The 16,344-nt window shown below is 38.1% G+C and carries 16 protein-coding genes; 13 read left to right on the forward strand and 3 right to left on the reverse strand.

All coding sequences use genetic code 11. From position 1 onward, the window contains the following. Nucleotides 1-11 precede the first annotated feature (11 nt). The 9 genes from V7122_RS02930 to parC all read left to right on the forward strand — a co-directional run bounded on the left by V7122_RS02930 (nt 12) and on the right by parC (nt 11,335). Complete coding sequence (locus tag V7122_RS02930; RefSeq protein ID WP_335525775.1) at nt 12-290, forward strand: EutN/CcmL family microcompartment protein; 279 nt, start codon at nt 12-14, stop codon at nt 288-290. A gap of 3 nt (nt 291-293) precedes the next feature. Then, entirely contained in the window at nt 294-2,102 is a 1,809-nt protein-coding gene (gene ade, locus V7122_RS02935) for an adenine deaminase (protein WP_335525776.1), read from the forward strand. Nucleotides 2,103-2,189: 87 nt separating this feature from the next. Then, nucleotides 2,190-2,873 carry a cyclase family protein gene (locus V7122_RS02940; protein WP_335525777.1) on the forward strand — a complete coding sequence of 228 codons (684 nt, stop codon included), beginning with the start codon at nt 2,190-2,192 and terminating at the stop codon, nt 2,871-2,873. Between the two features lie 15 nt (nt 2,874-2,888). After that, a complete protein-coding gene (locus V7122_RS02945; protein ID WP_335525778.1) occupies nt 2,889-3,512 on the forward strand; it encodes an urea carboxylase-associated family protein in 624 nt (207 codons plus the stop codon). Continuing rightward, nucleotides 3,512-4,681 (forward strand): M20 family metallopeptidase, encoded by a 1,170-nt coding sequence (locus V7122_RS02950; protein WP_335525779.1) that lies wholly within the window; start codon nt 3,512-3,514, stop codon nt 4,679-4,681. Before V7122_RS02945 ends, V7122_RS02950 begins: the two co-directional genes overlap by 1 nt. Further along, nucleotides 4,678-6,015, forward strand: coding sequence for a 5'-deoxyadenosine deaminase (locus V7122_RS02955; RefSeq protein WP_335346967.1), 1,338 nt, complete (start codon nt 4,678-4,680; stop codon nt 6,013-6,015). Before V7122_RS02950 ends, V7122_RS02955 begins: the two co-directional genes overlap by 4 nt. 127 nt (nt 6,016-6,142) lie before the next feature. Beyond that, complete coding sequence (locus V7122_RS02960) at nt 6,143-6,556, forward strand: CoA-binding protein (protein WP_335525780.1); 414 nt, start codon at nt 6,143-6,145, stop codon at nt 6,554-6,556. A 355-nt stretch (nt 6,557-6,911) separates the two neighbouring features. Further along, entirely contained in the window at nt 6,912-8,888 is a 1,977-nt protein-coding gene (gene parE, locus V7122_RS02965) for a DNA topoisomerase IV subunit B (protein ID WP_335525781.1), read from the forward strand. Next, entirely contained in the window at nt 8,888-11,335 is a 2,448-nt protein-coding gene (gene parC / locus V7122_RS02970) for a DNA topoisomerase IV subunit A (protein ID WP_335525782.1), read from the forward strand. The genes parE and parC overlap by 1 nt, the downstream gene beginning before the upstream one ends. A gap of 57 nt (nt 11,336-11,392) precedes the next feature. On the opposite strand, the gene V7122_RS02975 is transcribed toward parC, so the two are convergent. Both V7122_RS02975 and V7122_RS02980 read right to left on the reverse strand, forming a co-directional pair. Then, a complete protein-coding gene (locus V7122_RS02975; protein ID WP_335525783.1) occupies nt 11,393-11,629 on the reverse strand; it encodes a hypothetical protein in 237 nt (78 codons plus the stop codon). 17 nt (nt 11,630-11,646) lie between these two features. After that, complete coding sequence (locus V7122_RS02980; RefSeq protein WP_335346341.1) at nt 11,647-11,886, reverse strand: hypothetical protein; 240 nt, start codon at nt 11,884-11,886, stop codon at nt 11,647-11,649. Between the two features lie 72 nt (nt 11,887-11,958). Between V7122_RS02980 and V7122_RS02985 the strand changes: the two genes are divergently transcribed. Continuing rightward, a complete protein-coding gene (locus V7122_RS02985; protein WP_335525784.1) occupies nt 11,959-12,456 on the forward strand; it encodes an Hsp20/alpha crystallin family protein in 498 nt (165 codons plus the stop codon). A 1-nt stretch (nt 12,457) separates the two neighbouring features. Here V7122_RS02985 and V7122_RS02990 read toward each other — a convergent pair whose 3' ends face one another. Further along, the gene (locus tag V7122_RS02990) at nt 12,458-12,679 is read right to left on the reverse strand and encodes a hypothetical protein (protein ID WP_335525785.1); all 222 of its coding nucleotides are present in this window, start codon (nt 12,677-12,679) and stop codon (nt 12,458-12,460) included. A gap of 55 nt (nt 12,680-12,734) precedes the next feature. On the opposite strand from V7122_RS02990, the gene V7122_RS02995 reads away from it, so the two are divergent. From V7122_RS02995 to V7122_RS03005, 3 genes are all read left to right on the forward strand, one after another. Beyond that, nucleotides 12,735-13,586, forward strand: coding sequence for a hypothetical protein (locus tag V7122_RS02995; protein ID WP_335525786.1), 852 nt, complete (start codon nt 12,735-12,737; stop codon nt 13,584-13,586). Between the two features lie 363 nt (nt 13,587-13,949). Beyond that, nucleotides 13,950-14,720 (forward strand): hypothetical protein, encoded by a 771-nt coding sequence (locus tag V7122_RS03000; RefSeq protein WP_335525787.1) that lies wholly within the window; start codon nt 13,950-13,952, stop codon nt 14,718-14,720. 434 nt (nt 14,721-15,154) lie between these two features. Further along, nucleotides 15,155-15,286: a hypothetical protein gene (locus V7122_RS03005; RefSeq protein WP_335525788.1), complete on the forward strand. Its 132-nt coding sequence runs from the start codon at nt 15,155-15,157 to the stop codon at nt 15,284-15,286. Nucleotides 15,287-16,344 lie beyond the last annotated feature (1,058 nt).

Raw genomic sequence — 16,344 nt, forward strand, 5'->3', positions numbered from 1 at the left:
GGACGATCTTTATGCACATGGGAATTGTGGTTGGCCGGGTAACTGCTACGAGAAAAGATGAAAATCTAGTAGGGACGAAGCTATTAATTACACAGCCGATTGGATTAGATGGACAGGTACTGCCAAACCCCATTATTACCGTTGATACTGTAGGAGCCGGCATAGGTGAAAGAGTGATCTATGTGACAGGAAGCATGGCTTCACGAGCGATCAGGAATAAAGAGGCACCCATTGATGCTGCAATTATTGGAATAATTGATAGTTTGGAAGGAACGATGACAGGAGGTTAAACGGTGGACGCTCTTAAAATAAAAGAGGCTATTCAATATCGAAAATTAATTGATGTATTATTGCATCCACATCAATATGCGGACATAGTCCTTAGAGGCGGGTATTTTATTAATGTAATCACCCGTGAAATATATGAAGCAGATGTTGCCATTAAAGGACAATATATTTTGATGGTTGGAGATGCAAAGGATCTGATTGGTCCGAAAACCACGATAGAAGATGTTAAGGGGAAATTTATTAGCCCGGGCTTTATTGATTCTCATATGCACTTTGAAAGTGCCATGCTGACATGTACGGAATTTTCAAAGCTCTCCATACCGACAGGGACGACAACATTAATTGGCGACCCGCATGAGATTGGTAATGTTCTCGGTGTTCATGGAATGAAAGCGATGATTGAAGAAGCGAAAACCCTTCCAAACCGCATCTTATTCACTGTTCCTTGTGCCGTACCTGATGCTCCTGGACTAGAAACTTCAGGGTATGACGTTTCAGCTAAGGATATGAAGGACTTATTAAATGATCCATATGTTCAAGGGATTGGCGAAATTCAAAGCTTTAGTAATATCCAACCAGTTTATCAACATGCCCCTGAATTAATAGATGATTTAGTGGCAGCGGTCTCCTATGCAAACAGTATTGGTAAAACTGTCGAGGGAAATGCTCCTGGATTATTTGGGAAAGAACTGGCAGCACATATTATAAGCGGAGGCACCCATGTTTCTTGTCATGAAACGACTACGAAGGAAGAAATGGTTGAAAAGCTGCGTTATGGAGTAAGTGTGTTTATGAGGGAAGGATCCTCCCAACGAAATATGGCAGAGTGTATCCGTGCGATTACAGAGGATGGATTGGATTCGAGACGAGCCATTTTAGTTTCAGATGATATGGTTCCTGCAGATCTTCTGAAATATGGACATATGAATGATATTGTCCGGAGAACGATCGCGGAAGGAATTGATCCTGTCGAAGCCATCCAAATGGCAACTATTAATCCGGCAACTCACTTCGGATTTAAGGATGTAGGAGTGATCGCACCTGGTAAAAGGGCAGATATTGCCGTTATCAGTGATTTAATGAATATGACGATTGATCAAGTATATCTCGGTGGTAAAAAAGCTGCCGAAAAAGGCGAACTAACTATCGACATAGCCCCGTATATTTATCCTGAAAGTGTTAAGAAATCGATTAAAAGAAAAGCAGTTACAAAAGACGAACTCACTATTAATGCTACAGGATCCCGTACAAGGGTAAGAGCTATTGAAGCCATCCCTTTCCAAAATTTAACTAGCGAGGGCGAGTATACACTGAATGTGAAGGATGGAATTGTCCAGCCTTGTCTAAAGCAGGATGTATTGCCATTACTAGTTGTTGAACGTCACGGAAGAACAGGAAAAGTAGGGAAAACATTCTTGCATGGCTTTGATTTAAAGAGTGGAGCCATTGCAGAAAGTGTTGCCCACGATACTCATAATATTATTGTGACAGGGACGAATTATGAGGATATGGTAACTGCAGTCAATCGTGTCATTGCGATGGGAGGCGGAATTGCCATGATTAAGGATAGTAAAGTCGTTGGAGACCTTCCGCTCCGGATAGGTGGTCTTATGACAGATGAATTAACCGGTAAGGAAATGAGTGATAAGGTTGATGAGCTTTCAAGGCTTGCAAAGGAAGAGCTTGGATGCGGAATGGAGGTTCCATTCATGCATTTATCCTTCTGGTCACTAGTCACAAGTCCGAAATGGAAAATTACTGATATGGGATTGATTGATGTAGACAAGTTTGAGGTTATTCCTACGATTATTTAAAAATACATCAAGAAAAGTCGTCGCAGGAACAATCGCCCTTTGATTGTTCCGAAGGCGCTTACGCTTTTTGAATTGGAGGGAAAAATTATGGGAGTCAGATTAGTAGACTTAACTCAGGAAATCTATCATGGGATGCCAGTCTTCCCTCTTCATCCATCTACGATGATTTTTACTAATATTACACATGAAGAATCGGAAAAAAAGATAGGATTTCCATTTGCTACGAACAATTTAATCATTAATGAACATGGGCCAACCCATAGTGATGCTACATACGAGTATGATCCAAATGGGAAATACATTGATGAAATGCCATTAGAATATTTCTATGGTCCAGCCGTTTGCCTTGATGTCTCACATGTTCCGACAAATCGTTATATTACGAGTCAGGATCTTGAGAGTGCCCTAAATAAATCGGGTCAGTTTATCGAGAAGGGAGACATTGTTCTTCTCTATACTGGCCATTATAACAGATCGTACGGAACAGATGCATGGTTAACTACTTATACAGGGCTTGATTACCAAGCTGCTAAGTGGCTTGCAGAGAAAGGCGTTGTCAATATCGGCATCGATGCTCCGGCAATCGATCATCCAGATGATCCAAAGTATTCCGGCCACCTAATTTGCAGGGAGTATGGCATGACCAATACGGAAAACCTTTGTAATTTAGACCAAATAGCCGGTATGAGATTTTTATACTTCGGGCTTCCGCTCAGGATTCGGAAAGGCACTGGCTCCCCAATCCGGGCAGTTGCCGTTTTTATTGAATAAACGGAGGGTGATTTTATGAGAGAAATCTTTAATAGGGACAGAATTCGTGAAGAGATCATCATTCCTCCCTACGAAGGCAGAAGCGCTTTCTTAAGAAAAGGCGAAGAGCTTATTATTATTGACTTGGAAGGGAAGCAGGTTGGGGATTTTGTTTGTTTTAATCATACAGATCCTCATGAATATGTATCCCCCGTTCATATGAGAGCATCATTAAGCAGTATTCGGTTAAAAAAAGGCGATTTACTATATAGCAATAAACGTCGTCCTCTTATGCAGCTAGTAGAAGATACTGTCGGCATCCACGATATATTTTTTCCAGCCTGCGATTATTATAGGTATAAAATGGATTTTGATCACGATGATCATCCAAATTGCTATGACAATTTAGAAACAGCTTTAAAGAAGTTTAATATTCATCCAGCTATTGTTCCAGATCCTATTAATCTATTTATGAATAATGTGCTGGACGATCAAGGTGATTATGTGATTGAAGAGCCACTTTCAAAGCCAGGTGACTATGTGAGGCTCAAGGCCTTGGAGGACGTGGTCATCGCCTGTACAACATGTTCGCAAGATATGGCACCTGTAAACGGATGGAAGGTTACATCTCTAAAAATGCAAATAGTGGAGGTAGAATAATGGATGATATTCAATTCCTTCAGGAGCTTCTGCGGATAAATAGTTCCAATCCTCCAGGTAATGAGCATGAGGTAACTGAGGCTTTTATTGAACGATGTAAGATGAAGGGCATCCCCTTCAAAATGACTTATCTTGAGAAAAATAGAAGCAATTTTGAGGTGACACTCAAGGGCAGTGGTGATAAGCATTTATTTCTGTGCGGCCATATGGATACGGTTTCCCCAGGAGAGGCTGAATGGCAGTTTGCCCCTTTTTCAGGGGACATTGTAGAAGAAAGGATTTATGGCAGAGGGGCTTCAGATATGAAAAGCGGCTTGGCTGCCATGTATTTAGCATTAGAATCTTTGATTTTGGAAAAAAAGACACCTCCTGCCACTATTACATTTTTGGCAACAGCTGGTGAAGAAGTCGATAGCTGCGGAGCTAGGGCGTTTTTAGAAGGAAATGACGATCGAGTCATTGATGCACTAGTAATCGGTGAACCGACAAATGAAAAGGTTGTTGTTGGACATAAGGGAGCACTTTGGCTAGAAATTAGCACATATGGAAAAACCGCTCACGGGTCTATGCCAGATCAAGGAATCAATGCTGTTGATCATATGATGCAAATAATAAATGTGTTAGATTCACTAAAAGTTGAGTGGAAACTAGAAAAGGAACCTCTTGGAAGCAGCAGCCTTGCGGTTACAATGATCAATGGGGGGATTCAAACGAATGTCATTCCGGATCGATGTTCAATTCGGGTGGATATACGTACAGTTCCTCCACAATCACATGACCATTTAATAGAACAGCTAAATCAAAAACTTAATAAACTTGTTGAAAATAACGAGCTCCATCAGTTCAAGATAACGAAAGTGTTAGACCGTCCACCTATTCTTACCGCTGTTTCATCAGATATTATTCACTGTGCATTAGAAATAAAAAATGAAGAGGATTCAAATTGCTTTGGTGTTTCTTATTATACAGATGCAGCTGTATTAAATCCAAGAAGCGAAATCCCTACATTAATCTATGGACCAGGTGATGAGAAGCTTGCCCATCAGCCAAATGAATGGGTAAGCATTGCTGCCTATAAAAGATCGATCGATTTTTATAAATCATTAATTTTGAACTTTGACGAAAAGAAAGCCGATATGACAAGCCAGTTACAAGGAGGTGTAAAATGAGCAGCATTCTCATTAGGAACGCAGAAATCGTTACGATGAATGAGAAGGAAGAAATTATTACAGGAGATATTTATATTGTAGATGACAAAATTGTTGAAATCGGACAAAATCTCCGCCATTATGCAAGTAAAATTATTGATGCTTCAGGACGCACGGTGATACCGGGATTTATACAAACTCATATACATTTATGCCAAACATTATTTAGAGGGCAGGCTGATGACCTTGAATTAATGGATTGGTTAAAGCAAAAAATTTGGCCTCTGGAAGCATCTCATGATGAGGAATCCATTTATTACTCAGCGATGCTTGGCATTGGGGAGTTATTACAAAGTGGAACAACAACAGTTGTAGATATGGAAACTGTTCATCATACAGATTTTGCTTTTAAAGCAATTGCGGAAAGCGGAATTCGCGCCCTAGCAGGGAAGGTCATGATGGATAAGGGAGATGAAGTTCCAGTTCTCTTAAGGGAAAATACGCAAGAATCCATTCAGCAAAGTGTCGATCTGCTTGAAAAATGGCATAATCATGATGGCGGCAGAATCCAATATGCCTTCTGCCCTCGTTTTGTTGTTTCATGTACGGAGGAATTATTAACAACAGTAAGGGATCTTTCAAAGCATTACAATGTCAGAGTCCACACACATGCCTCTGAAAATTCTACTGAAATTTTGTTAGTAGAAAAAGAACACGGAATGAGAAATGTTGTCTACCTTGATAGCATTGGGTTAGCGAATGAGCGTTTAATTCTGGCACATTGTGTGTGGCTGGATGAAGAAGAGAAAAGAATTATTAGAGAGCGCGGAGTTAAGGTCAGCCACTGTCCAGGATCTAATCTTAAGCTCGCTTCAGGAATTGCTGAAATTCCGTCATTACTTAACTCACATGCACATGTAAGTCTAGGTGCTGACGGAGCACCTTGTAACAATAATCTGGATATGTTCAATGAAATGAGACTCGCTGCTATTATTCAAAAACCTATCCATGGACCAACAGCCATGAATGCAAGAACTGTATTTAGAATGGCTACAATCGGGGGAGCAAAAGCAGTTGGAATGGAAAATGAAATTGGCAGTATTGAAACAGGGAAGAAGGCTGATCTCGCTATTTTGAACTTAAATGATTTCCACACATATCCATCCTCAGAAATTGATCCGATTTCCAGAATTGTTTATTCAGCCACAAGAGCGGATGTTGAAACAACGATTGTGAACGGAAAAGTACTAATGGAAAATAGACAGATGATTACGATTGATAAGGCAGTTATATTGAGAGAATCAGATATATCCATAAAGCGATTAGTGAAAAAGTTGGAAACAGTATTGTACTAAAGGTGTTTCGATTTTAAATAACATGTACCCTCCCTTCAGCCAAGAAGAGTCCATTATTAGTAAAATAACCTACTTTTCGGTATGATATAGATAAGCAAGTAAAGCTATTAGTAGGAGGGTACATATTATGTCTGTTGAAATTCCAAGCAGGGAAGAGCTCGGTGTTATTCTCAAAAAGTCAAAAAAAATTGCGGTAGTTGGTTTAAGCGGTAATCCTGAGAGAACATCCTATATGGTGTCGAAGGCTATGCAGGATGCAGGATATGAAATTATTCCTGTTAATCCAACAGTTGATGAAGTGCTTGGTGTAAAGTCTGTCAAAAGCTTAAAGGATATTGATGGTCATGTTGACATTGTCAATGTTTTTCGCCGTTCAGAGCATCTGCTTGAGGTAGCTAAAGAGTTTGCTGAAATAAATGCTGATGTATTTTGGTCACAGCTCAGATGCATAGATGAGAATGCCTATAATTTCTTAAAGGAAAAGGGCTACACAGTTGTTATGGACCGCTGTATTAAGGTAGAACATGCATTAACAAAATAATGCAAAAGACATGAGATCTTTATAGGTCTCATTTTTTATTTTTTGAAAAAGCAGCTATCGAAACAGCCATAAATCAGCTAAAATTAAAAATCTTATTTGCCAAATTTGAATAAATAGATACAATAAAGCATAGACGCTTAATAAAATATGGTAAAATATATATAAGGAACACTCGTTCTTATCCGCTTTTTCTATCATATAAAGGATAATTATTTTTTAGACGAATACGCTAAATGAATGTATAATCAATTTTGTTTCTATGATTATGCTTATTTCTTTATATAGGCACAAAAGCAGAGTCTTGATCATTTATTTATTAGCAATTCTTTTTTGCAGTAATGAAAGGGGTATGTTTGTGGCAAGAAATCAGGAAGCTTTTGACTATAATGATGATGCCATACAAGTACTCGAAGGGCTTGAGGCAGTTAGAAAGCGCCCGGGTATGTACATTGGGAGTACTGATGCGAGAGGGCTACACCATCTAGTATATGAAATTGTCGATAACGCTGTCGATGAAGCATTGGCAGGTTACGGTGAACAAATCATTGTCAAAATACATAAAGACAACTCAATAAGTGTTATTGATAAAGGACGCGGGATGCCTACTGGAATGCATCGTATGGGCAAACCAACTCCTGAAGTGATATTAACCGTCTTACACGCAGGAGGTAAATTCGGCCAGGGCGGGTATAAAACAAGCGGAGGACTCCATGGTGTTGGCGCTTCTGTTGTGAATGCTCTTTCCGAATGGCTTGTCGTTACTATTAAAAGAGATGGGGTTGTTTATGAGCAGCGCTTTGAAAACGGCGGGAAACCAGTCACAACTCTTGAAAAAATAGGAAAAACAAATCAAACCGGAACAACCATTCACTTTAAGCCAGATGAATCCATTTTTTCAATAACGCTGTATAATTATGAAACATTATGTGAGCGGCTGCGGGAATCGGCATTCCTATTAAAAGGAATGAAAATAGAGATCATCGATGAAAGACATGGTCTTCAGGAAGTCTTTCATTATGAAAATGGGATTGAAGCCTTTGTTGAATACTTAAATGAAGAAAAGGATGTTTTGCATTCAGTCGTTAGCTTTGAAGGTGAGCAAAATGGAATTGAAGTGGATTTTGCCTTCCAATTTAATGATGGATATTCAGAGAATGTTCTTTCCTTCGTTAACAATGTTCGGACAAAGGATGGAGGAACACACGAGGCAGGCTCTAAAACAGCGATGACTCGTATTTTTAATGAATACGCTAGGAAAGTTAACCTTCTAAAGGAAAAAGATAAAAATTTAGATGGTGCCGATATTCGTGAAGGGTTTACTGCGATTATCTCTGTCCGTGTTCCAGAGGATTTACTCCAGTTTGAGGGACAGACGAAGGGAAAGCTTGGTACAAGTGAAGCACGATCGGCAGTTGATGCCGTAGTATCCGAGCATTTATCTTACTTTCTTGAAGAGAATCCAAACATAAGTTCTCTTTTGATAAAAAAGGCCATTAAAGCTTATCAGGCGAGAGAAGCGGCCCGAAAAGCCCGTGAGGATGCAAGGAGCGGCAAAAAAAGAAAACGATCGGATGCGGTCCTTTCTGGAAAATTAACACCTGCCCAATCAAGAAATCCTCAAAAAAATGAAATATATTTAGTGGAAGGAGATTCAGCTGGCGGCTCAGCTAAACAAGGCCGTGACCGTCGTTTTCAAGCGGTTCTTCCATTGCGAGGGAAAGTTATTAATACTGAAAAAGCAAAGCTTCAGGACATTTTTAAGAATGAGGAAATTAATACGATCATACATGCTGTTGGTGCTGGAGTTGGAGCGGATTTTAACATTGAAGATGTAAACTACGATAAGGTCATTATTATGACCGATGCGGATACAGACGGTGCTCATATTCAAGTTCTTCTCCTAACCTTTTTCTATCGATATATGAAGCCGCTGCTGGATGCCGGTAAAATTTATATTGCGCTTCCCCCTTTATATAAAGTTAGCAAAGGTGCAGGCAAAAAAGAAATTATTGAGTATGCCTGGGCCGAAGATGATTTGCAGGACGCCATAAAAAAAGTTGGGAAAGGCTATATGCTCCAGCGTTATAAAGGTTTAGGCGAAATGAATGCGGATCAGTTATGGGATACGACTATGAATCCAGAAACACGCACCTTAATCCGGGTTAGAATAGATGATGCAGCTAGAGCGGAACGCCGCATAACAACGTTAATGGGTGATAAGGTTGAGCCGCGCAGAAAGTGGATTGAAACAAATGTGGCATTTGGTTTAGAAGAGGATGCAAGTATACTAGAAAATGAAAATATATCAGTCTTAGAGGAGGAGATTGAATAATGGCTACACAAGAGAAATTCCGCGATCTCCCTCTAGAAGACGTTATTGGTGATCGTTTTGGCCGCTATAGTAAATACATTATTCAGGAAAGGGCCTTACCTGATGCAAGAGACGGCCTAAAGCCTGTTCAACGAAGAATTTTATATGCCATGCATGTGGAAGGAAATACACATGAAAAAGGCTTTAGAAAATCTGCAAAAACAGTTGGAAATGTAATTGGTAACTACCATCCTCATGGTGATACATCGGTTTATGATGCAATGGTTCGATTGAGTCAAGATTGGAAGCTACGAAACTTGCTTGTCGAAATGCATGGGAATAACGGAAGTATTGATGGGGATCCTCCTGCAGCTATGCGTTATACGGAGGCGAGACTTTCAGCTATTTCTTCAGAATTGCTAAAGGATATTGAAAAAAGAACGGTCGATTTTGTTCCGAACTTCGATGATACTTCGAATGAACCAACCGTTTTGCCAGCTATGTTCCCAAGTCTCTTAGTAAATGGCTCTACTGGTATTTCTGCTGGATATGCGACAGAAATTCCTCCTCATCACTTAAATGAAGTGATAGATGGTGTCATTCATCGATTGGACAACCCAAATTGCTCAATAGATGACCTTATGAAATATATAAAAGGGCCTGATTTCCCAACAGGCGGGATTATTCAAGGTGTTGAGGGAATAAAGAAGGCCTATGAAACTGGAAAAGGAAAAATCATTGTCCGTGGGAAAGCTGAATTTGAAGAAATTCGCGGCGGGAAGAAACAAATTGTCATTACGGAAATACCGTTTGATGTCAATAAAGCAAATCTTGTCAAGAAAATCGATGAGTTTAGGCTAGATCGAAAAATCGAAGGGATTGCCGAGGTTCGAGATGAGACAGACCGAACGGGGTTACGTATAGTTGTAGAATTGAAAAAAGACGCTGATCCTGAAGGTGTCCTTCATTACTTATACAAAAACAGTGATTTACAAGTACCATATAATTTTAATATGGTCGCCATTTATAACAGACATCCGAAGCTAATGGGACTTAGAGAGTTATTAGATGCATATATCGAGCATCGAAAAGAGGTCGTCACAAGAAGAACAGCATTTGATCTGGAAAAAGCCCAAGCCAGGCAGCATATTGTTGAAGGCTTAATAAAGGCTTTATCTATTCTTGATGAAGTGATTGCCGCCATTAGAGCATCGAAGGATAAAAGAGATGCAAAAGATAATTTAATTGCCAAGTTTGCATTTACTGAGCCTCAGGCAGAAGCGATCGTGTCATTGCAGCTTTACCGTTTAACGAATACGGATATTACAGCACTCCAAGCTGAGGCAGAAGAATTATCAAAAAGAGTTGCCGAGCTAACATCTATTCTAGAGAGCGAGAAAAAGCTGTATTCTGTCATTCAAAAAGAATTAAAAGACGTGAGAAAACGTTTTGCTGATAATCGCCGCACAGTGATAGAGGCTGAAATTGAAGAAATCAAAATCAATTTGGAAGTTCTGATCGCAAGTGAGGATGTTATTGTAACAGTTACAAAGGAAGGCTATGTGAAGAGGACAAGTCCTCGTTCCTTTGCAGCCTCCAATGGACAGGATTTCGGCATGAAGGATTCAGATCGTCTGCTAGCACAGCTAGATATGAATACGACAGATGTTCTGTTATTATTCACAAACAAAGGGAATTACTTATATTGCCCTGTCCATCAGCTCCCTGATATCCGCTGGAAGGATCTTGGGCAGCATGTTGCTAATATCATTCCAATTGACGGTGACGAATCAATTGTAAAGGCTCTTCCTGTGAAGGATTTCGATACAGAAACCTATTTACTTTTTGTCACAAAATATGGAATGGTGAAGAAAACAGAGCTTAAGCTGTACAAGGCACAACGTTATTCTAAACCTTTGGTCGCCATTAATTTAAAAGATGATGATGAAGTGATTGATGTCCATGAAACAGATAGCTCTAAAGATCTGTTTATCTCTACATACAATGGCTATGCATTATGGTTCCCTGAGGAAGAAATCAGTATCGTTGGTACAAGGGCAGCAGGAGTAAAAGGGATTAATTTAAAAGACGATGACTATGTAACGGGCGGACAGATAGTTGAGAATTCACTTGAACAGTCAGTTGTCATTGTTACCCAGCGTGGTGCTATTAAGAAGATGAAATTTGCTGAGTTTGAACGAACTTCACGTGCAAAACGAGGTTTTGTCATGTTAAGGGAGTTAAAAGCAAACCCACATCGAATTATTGGCTCACTCGTTTTAAAGGAAAATGATTCAATCATTATTGAAAGTGAAAAAGGTGTTATTGAATCCGTGGCGGCCTCAAGTATTCGCTTTAATGATCGCTACTCAAATGGCTCCTTCATTATGGATGAAGGGGAAAGCGGACAAGTAATGGATGTTTGGAAACAAGAGGCTTCACAAGGAACTAATAGGACTGAGAAATAAACAAAAATCCCTGCTTAATTGTATAGCGGGGATTTTTTAGTAAATTTCTTTAAAGCATTAAATCGCACTCACTTTTACGGAATTTGTATCATTTAGATCTGAATCATTCAACAAGACCATTGGAAAATTCGTCACACACAAATCACCATTTTCCTCACCAAATCCGTAATTCTGTTTATTTGATAGAAAGGAGTCAATATGCTGATTGGGTCCTAAGCTTGATGACGCTCCACGGTCCATTGCATTTACTTTAAAAACAAACAAGTTCACGAATACAGGTCCAAAAATCCCCATTTTACCGCCTCCTGTTTTTACGGTATCAAATTTTTTTCAAATGATGAAGGGCTATCGATAAGATCGCGATCATCCACACTGCTTTGTGTTCCTAAAAAGCAGCTATCATCCCCAAAGTTTTGTCCGTAACCCATCGTTTTCTTATCGGCATTATTCCAATCGGCCAGCAAATTTTGTCCAATATTTACTGCAGAGCAGTTTTCAAAGGAATTAATTTTCAATAGAAAAATATTAATGTTAATAGATGCACCTGCCAATGGAGTTCACCTCCTTATCGAACTATATTCAGATTGAGTAATTTTATGATTTTTAGAAAGGAGGAAACGAGCATGGATTTTGAAAAATTAAAGCAGTGGCTGGAAATAGCCCGGAAATATCAATCAGGTGATTTTTGGAACGGGATGCTTGATCAATCCTCCTTTAACCAATTTATGAAAGAAAATATGGATATGGGGCCAACCACCGGAATTAGTCCGAATGAAGCGGCAAACTCATTAGGGCGGCGTCCGTCTAATGCGAAATTTCCTTCTGTTGATATATATATGACTGATCTTGAAGTGATTGTTCTAGCCGATTTAGCTGGATTTAAAAAAGAAGATCTTCAAGTATCTGTTTCTGGAAATAAACTGTTATTAAAAGGTACATCTTCCTTAATCGTTAGTGGCCAAGCCATTATTCAAGAAAGAAATCAAAGGCCATTTGAGCGAATTATTGACTTGCCAGAACCGACAGATTCCAATCAGATTAAAGCAAAATTCCAAAACGGGCTTCTAATTCTTACCTATAAGAGGCTATACATACAAGAAGAAAGAGTACCGATCGAATAAGCTATCCTTTTTTCTCTGATTGTGTATCAATGAAGTCGGAATCCTCGATGCTCCACTGTGGATTTTGAAAAAAACCTCGGTCTCCATTATGTTCACCAAAGCCTTCCACACGATGATTTTTTACATGATTACCAATTTGCATCGTGGAGCTTACCGAGATTCTTGCATACCGATCAACACTATTAATTTTTACGCCTTGAATGTTGATGTTTGTTCGGTTCATCAAACTACTTCCCTCCTTTGAAGTTAAATATCAATAAAAATGTGAGGATAATCATATGCCTATAAAAGGATTATTCAACAAAAATCAAAATAATGAAAACATTAATAAGAAAATAGCTGAACTCGAAAAAATGTATTTAAAGCTTAACGCCCTTGAGCTTCGTGTGAACAGGCTGGCAAAGCTAGAAGAAAAAATATATTCGCTTCTTAAGTGGAAGGATGAAGTTTCAAAAGATCAGCAGTCGAATCGTTTTTCAAGACAAAATTATTCAGATTTATCGAAGGAATTACAATCAGTTGAAGCTTCGTTAATTAAGAAAATAGATCCCTTTTTCGAAAAGGTTCATTATTTGTCAACTTATATATATGAACTCGAGCAAAAAATACTCACGGTATCTGTTGTTGAATCCTCAGATGCAATTGTTTTAGATGAGCAGGAAAAACTTGATTCTCTTATATCGTATATCCATGATTTAGAGAACAAAATCTCCTTGCAAAATGAAAGAGAAATGGCAATGCTTGCAAGGATAGATGCTCTTGAAGAAAAGTTTGCAGGTTTTCAGAGTAATAAAAAGAATGATGAACAAGCGGTTGTCATTAAAGAAATTCGCATCGATAAATTTTATTTAGATAAATATGAGCAAAATAATAATTTTGCCCAGCTAGGGATTAAAGATTTAAGTGGAGCACTGAATATTGGGGCAACCTATGGACGAGAAGTGATGCCGAAAGAGGTATCTGAACAGCTGAAAGAAGATTTAAAAGACTTAACAAAAATAAAAGAGGATATGGAAAGTCCCAAAAGTGAACAAGCTGTAGGGGAATCATCTGAGGAAACAGAATCTACATCTGATGAACCGATTTCCTTTACAGAAATTTCAATTGAGGAAGAGAGTGAAGAGGATTAAAATTTGATTAAATACTGTCTGGATGAAAAAATGTGATTACTTCTTAGGTTTGATCAATTAAATACGGATAGTAATGCACACGAGATTTCTCCTATGGAGTATCGTGTGCATTTTTGTTGTTGATTGATTTTAATTTGATTTTTTAAACACAGATATCCTTCCTCAAGGGAAAGAGGGATCAAGATTCAGAAAAATATCGGCGAAAATGTCTTTAATCAAAGCTATGAAGGATAAAATTCAGCAAGACATCCGGAAAATGTTCAGAACAGAACGATTACTGAGAGGAAAATTACCAATAAATTTTACATGAATTTCCCAATAATGGACAAAATTATAATGATAGAAGTATAGGGGGAATGATACATGAAAAAGGAATTAGTGTTTGCCCTGGCTGCATTCTTTTTTTTATCGTTGTCAGTAATGACAGGTACATATGCTGGTGAAAATAAGATGAAAATGATTACCGTATCCAAGGAGAAGGCAGAACTAACGGGTGATGGTAAAAAGGATACCATTATCATTAAGGGACTGCCATACGATGAGGACACCGAGTTTTTAAAAGAAATATATTTGGAAATCACTACATCAAATGGAAAAACATTGACTGCACAATTTGATGGCGGTTTTAACCCAAGAGCTACGTATGTTGACTTAAATCATGACGGTCTTAAAGATATATTAGTAACCATTGATACTGGTGGCAGCGGCGGGATAACAAATCACTATTTATTTACGGCAAAAAATTCTGCATTAACAGATTTAACGGTGCCAGAACCGCCCGTCGTTAACAGTCAATTTTTAGATGGATATAAAGCATCCTTAGAGATTCAAGAAACTGGTGAATCCTATACATTTGATTTAAGCAATCGGGCTGAAGATTATGAAAAAACAGGTCTTTATCAAAATGGGAAACTAAGTGAGCCAACAGAGCTAATGATAGATCCGTTTTCCACATTGAAACCGGTGAAGGTTGACAGTATTCAATATGGATTAAAGGGAATTCAGGCTGTCAGCGGCGCCTATCATGCAGACAGAATCGCTATAATTGAGTCCTTATGGCTTTATAAGGATGGAAAATGGTTCTTAAAGAATACAAGAGTCATGGAGACCAATCTTCAAAAGAAGAAAAAGTGAAAATTAGGCAGTTGCCACGTTTCCTGGAAATGGACATGAAATAAGATAAGTGAATCTCCTATTTATTGTAAAGGAGGGCGCTTATCTTAAATTGGATGTATCTCAGCTTAGTGTTACGTATTAGCCGCATGCAACGGAATTTAGACCTGTAGATGGCAGAAAGTATACACCTGGTGCAATCCCTATCAACAGGCGAATGGTTTTTAAATATTGGCTACAGCTACCATGCTAATCATGAAAACATAAAATTTCGTCTTTGGAACTCCTCGCCAATATTTGAATGCAGCCATGCAGCCGATTGAAACATAAGTTTATTTTATTACTCTTTATCTTCTATACAGGGAACCTTTCCTGTATTTTTTTCTGTTTATTGGTGCAATAAGCATAAAATTCTTTATTAATCACACGATAAAAGGGAAAGGAGTGACTTAAATATGAAAAATAAAAATGAAGAATTGTTAAAAATGAGTTATGAATCTGATGGAAAAATGAAGAAAAATAAAAATCAGCAAGGTAAAAGAAATGAAAATGCTGACTTTTTTAATAGCACACAAAATAGTGAATGAATTAGGTCAAACAGACACTCTAAATCAGTGTGTCTGTTTTTTTTGATAAAACACATAAGAGGATAAATAACATTATTATGTAAACTAATTTCAGTGAAATGAAGTCAGCAAAGTACCTGAAATAAATTTAATTAATGACTGAAACAATTACCAAGAACCAAAACAAAAGCACGCACAGGAGTGGCTATTTTAAGATATATCATAGATTCTAATCAATTATCGGTATAATCATATCTAGGGCAAAACCTCCTTCAGTAATAATCTCATTTAAATTATAGTTCTCATTAATATTTTATTTTCAAAGCTATAAAAATTTTTCACAGAAATAGCAATATGCCTCTGAAACTCCTTCGATAACTGTATCCTTTGTACAATGTTGACATTCCCATCCCATATACCATTTGTTTTTTTAGGTGTTTCTGTTTTCAATAGATTTTTTACTTTGCTTTCACCTACTGCTCATGCTGATGAAGATAATCCCTTATTAATTGTAATTTTTCATTGTCCTCATCCAAGTAATAATTGAAATTTTGAAATGTAATGTGACGGGGACAATTGTCAGTTTTTGTTGCGACATGTGAAAAAGCATCCCCTTAATTGGATTCGTTCATCCTACGAGAAAGCGCTGCACGTTTAAATACGTTGTTTGATTGAGGGCTTACAGTGGAAAATTCATAATGACCATTTATTATCAAGGCTTTGTTGTCCGACATACAGAAAATAATAAATTCTGTAAAGGAGGGCCTGTCTATATTTATTCACAAAAGGTAGAAGAATTAATAAAAAGGCAGGGAATTACAATTGATATTGGAAAAGAGCCACCTCGGAGTCCTAAGTTGAAAATTGACTAAATTATCAAGTTATCTATATTTGTTGTTACGCTAACAGGGGCGTGTGCGGCTGAGCCTAGGTCGTATTGTTCAAATAAGAAAAAATTTTTTTAAGGGATATTTAGCTATTAAATAGAATTCAAAAATCTTAAAATGTCTTGATAAAAGGGCTTTTACTATGAGGTTAAGGTGAAGGGAAAAGGTGTCATACACTGTCTATATTTATTC

It is taken from the genome of Bacillus sp. JJ1532 (genome assembly GCF_036965085.1).
Classification (GTDB): Bacteria; Bacillota; Bacilli; order Bacillales; family Cytobacillaceae; genus Cytobacillus.

What these genes read in the sequence shown, in the direction of transcription:
- V7122_RS02930 (WP_335525775.1), top strand. Translation starts at nt 12, where the DNA reads ATGCACATGGGAATTGTGGTTGGCCGGGTAACTGCTACGAGAAAAGAT.
- V7122_RS02940 (WP_335525777.1), top strand. Translation starts at nt 2,190, where the DNA reads ATGGGAGTCAGATTAGTAGACTTAACTCAGGAAATCTATCATGGGATG.
- V7122_RS02945 (WP_335525778.1), top strand. Translation starts at nt 2,889, where the DNA reads ATGAGAGAAATCTTTAATAGGGACAGAATTCGTGAAGAGATCATCATT.
- V7122_RS02950 (WP_335525779.1), top strand. Translation starts at nt 3,512, where the DNA reads ATGGATGATATTCAATTCCTTCAGGAGCTTCTGCGGATAAATAGTTCC.
- V7122_RS02955 (WP_335346967.1), top strand. Translation starts at nt 4,678, where the DNA reads ATGAGCAGCATTCTCATTAGGAACGCAGAAATCGTTACGATGAATGAG.
- V7122_RS02960 (WP_335525780.1), top strand. Translation starts at nt 6,143, where the DNA reads ATGTCTGTTGAAATTCCAAGCAGGGAAGAGCTCGGTGTTATTCTCAAA.
- parC (WP_335525782.1), top strand. Translation starts at nt 8,888, where the DNA reads ATGGCTACACAAGAGAAATTCCGCGATCTCCCTCTAGAAGACGTTATT.
- V7122_RS02975 (WP_335525783.1), bottom strand. Translation starts at nt 11,629, where the DNA reads ATGGGGATTTTTGGACCTGTATTCGTGAACTTGTTTGTTTTTAAAGTA.
- V7122_RS02985 (WP_335525784.1), top strand. Translation starts at nt 11,959, where the DNA reads ATGGATTTTGAAAAATTAAAGCAGTGGCTGGAAATAGCCCGGAAATAT.
- V7122_RS02990 (WP_335525785.1), bottom strand. Translation starts at nt 12,679, where the DNA reads ATGAACCGAACAAACATCAACATTCAAGGCGTAAAAATTAATAGTGTT.
- V7122_RS02995 (WP_335525786.1), top strand. Translation starts at nt 12,735, where the DNA reads ATGCCTATAAAAGGATTATTCAACAAAAATCAAAATAATGAAAACATT.
- V7122_RS03000 (WP_335525787.1), top strand. Translation starts at nt 13,950, where the DNA reads ATGAAAAAGGAATTAGTGTTTGCCCTGGCTGCATTCTTTTTTTTATCG.
- V7122_RS03005 (WP_335525788.1), top strand. Translation starts at nt 15,155, where the DNA reads ATGAAAAATAAAAATGAAGAATTGTTAAAAATGAGTTATGAATCTGAT.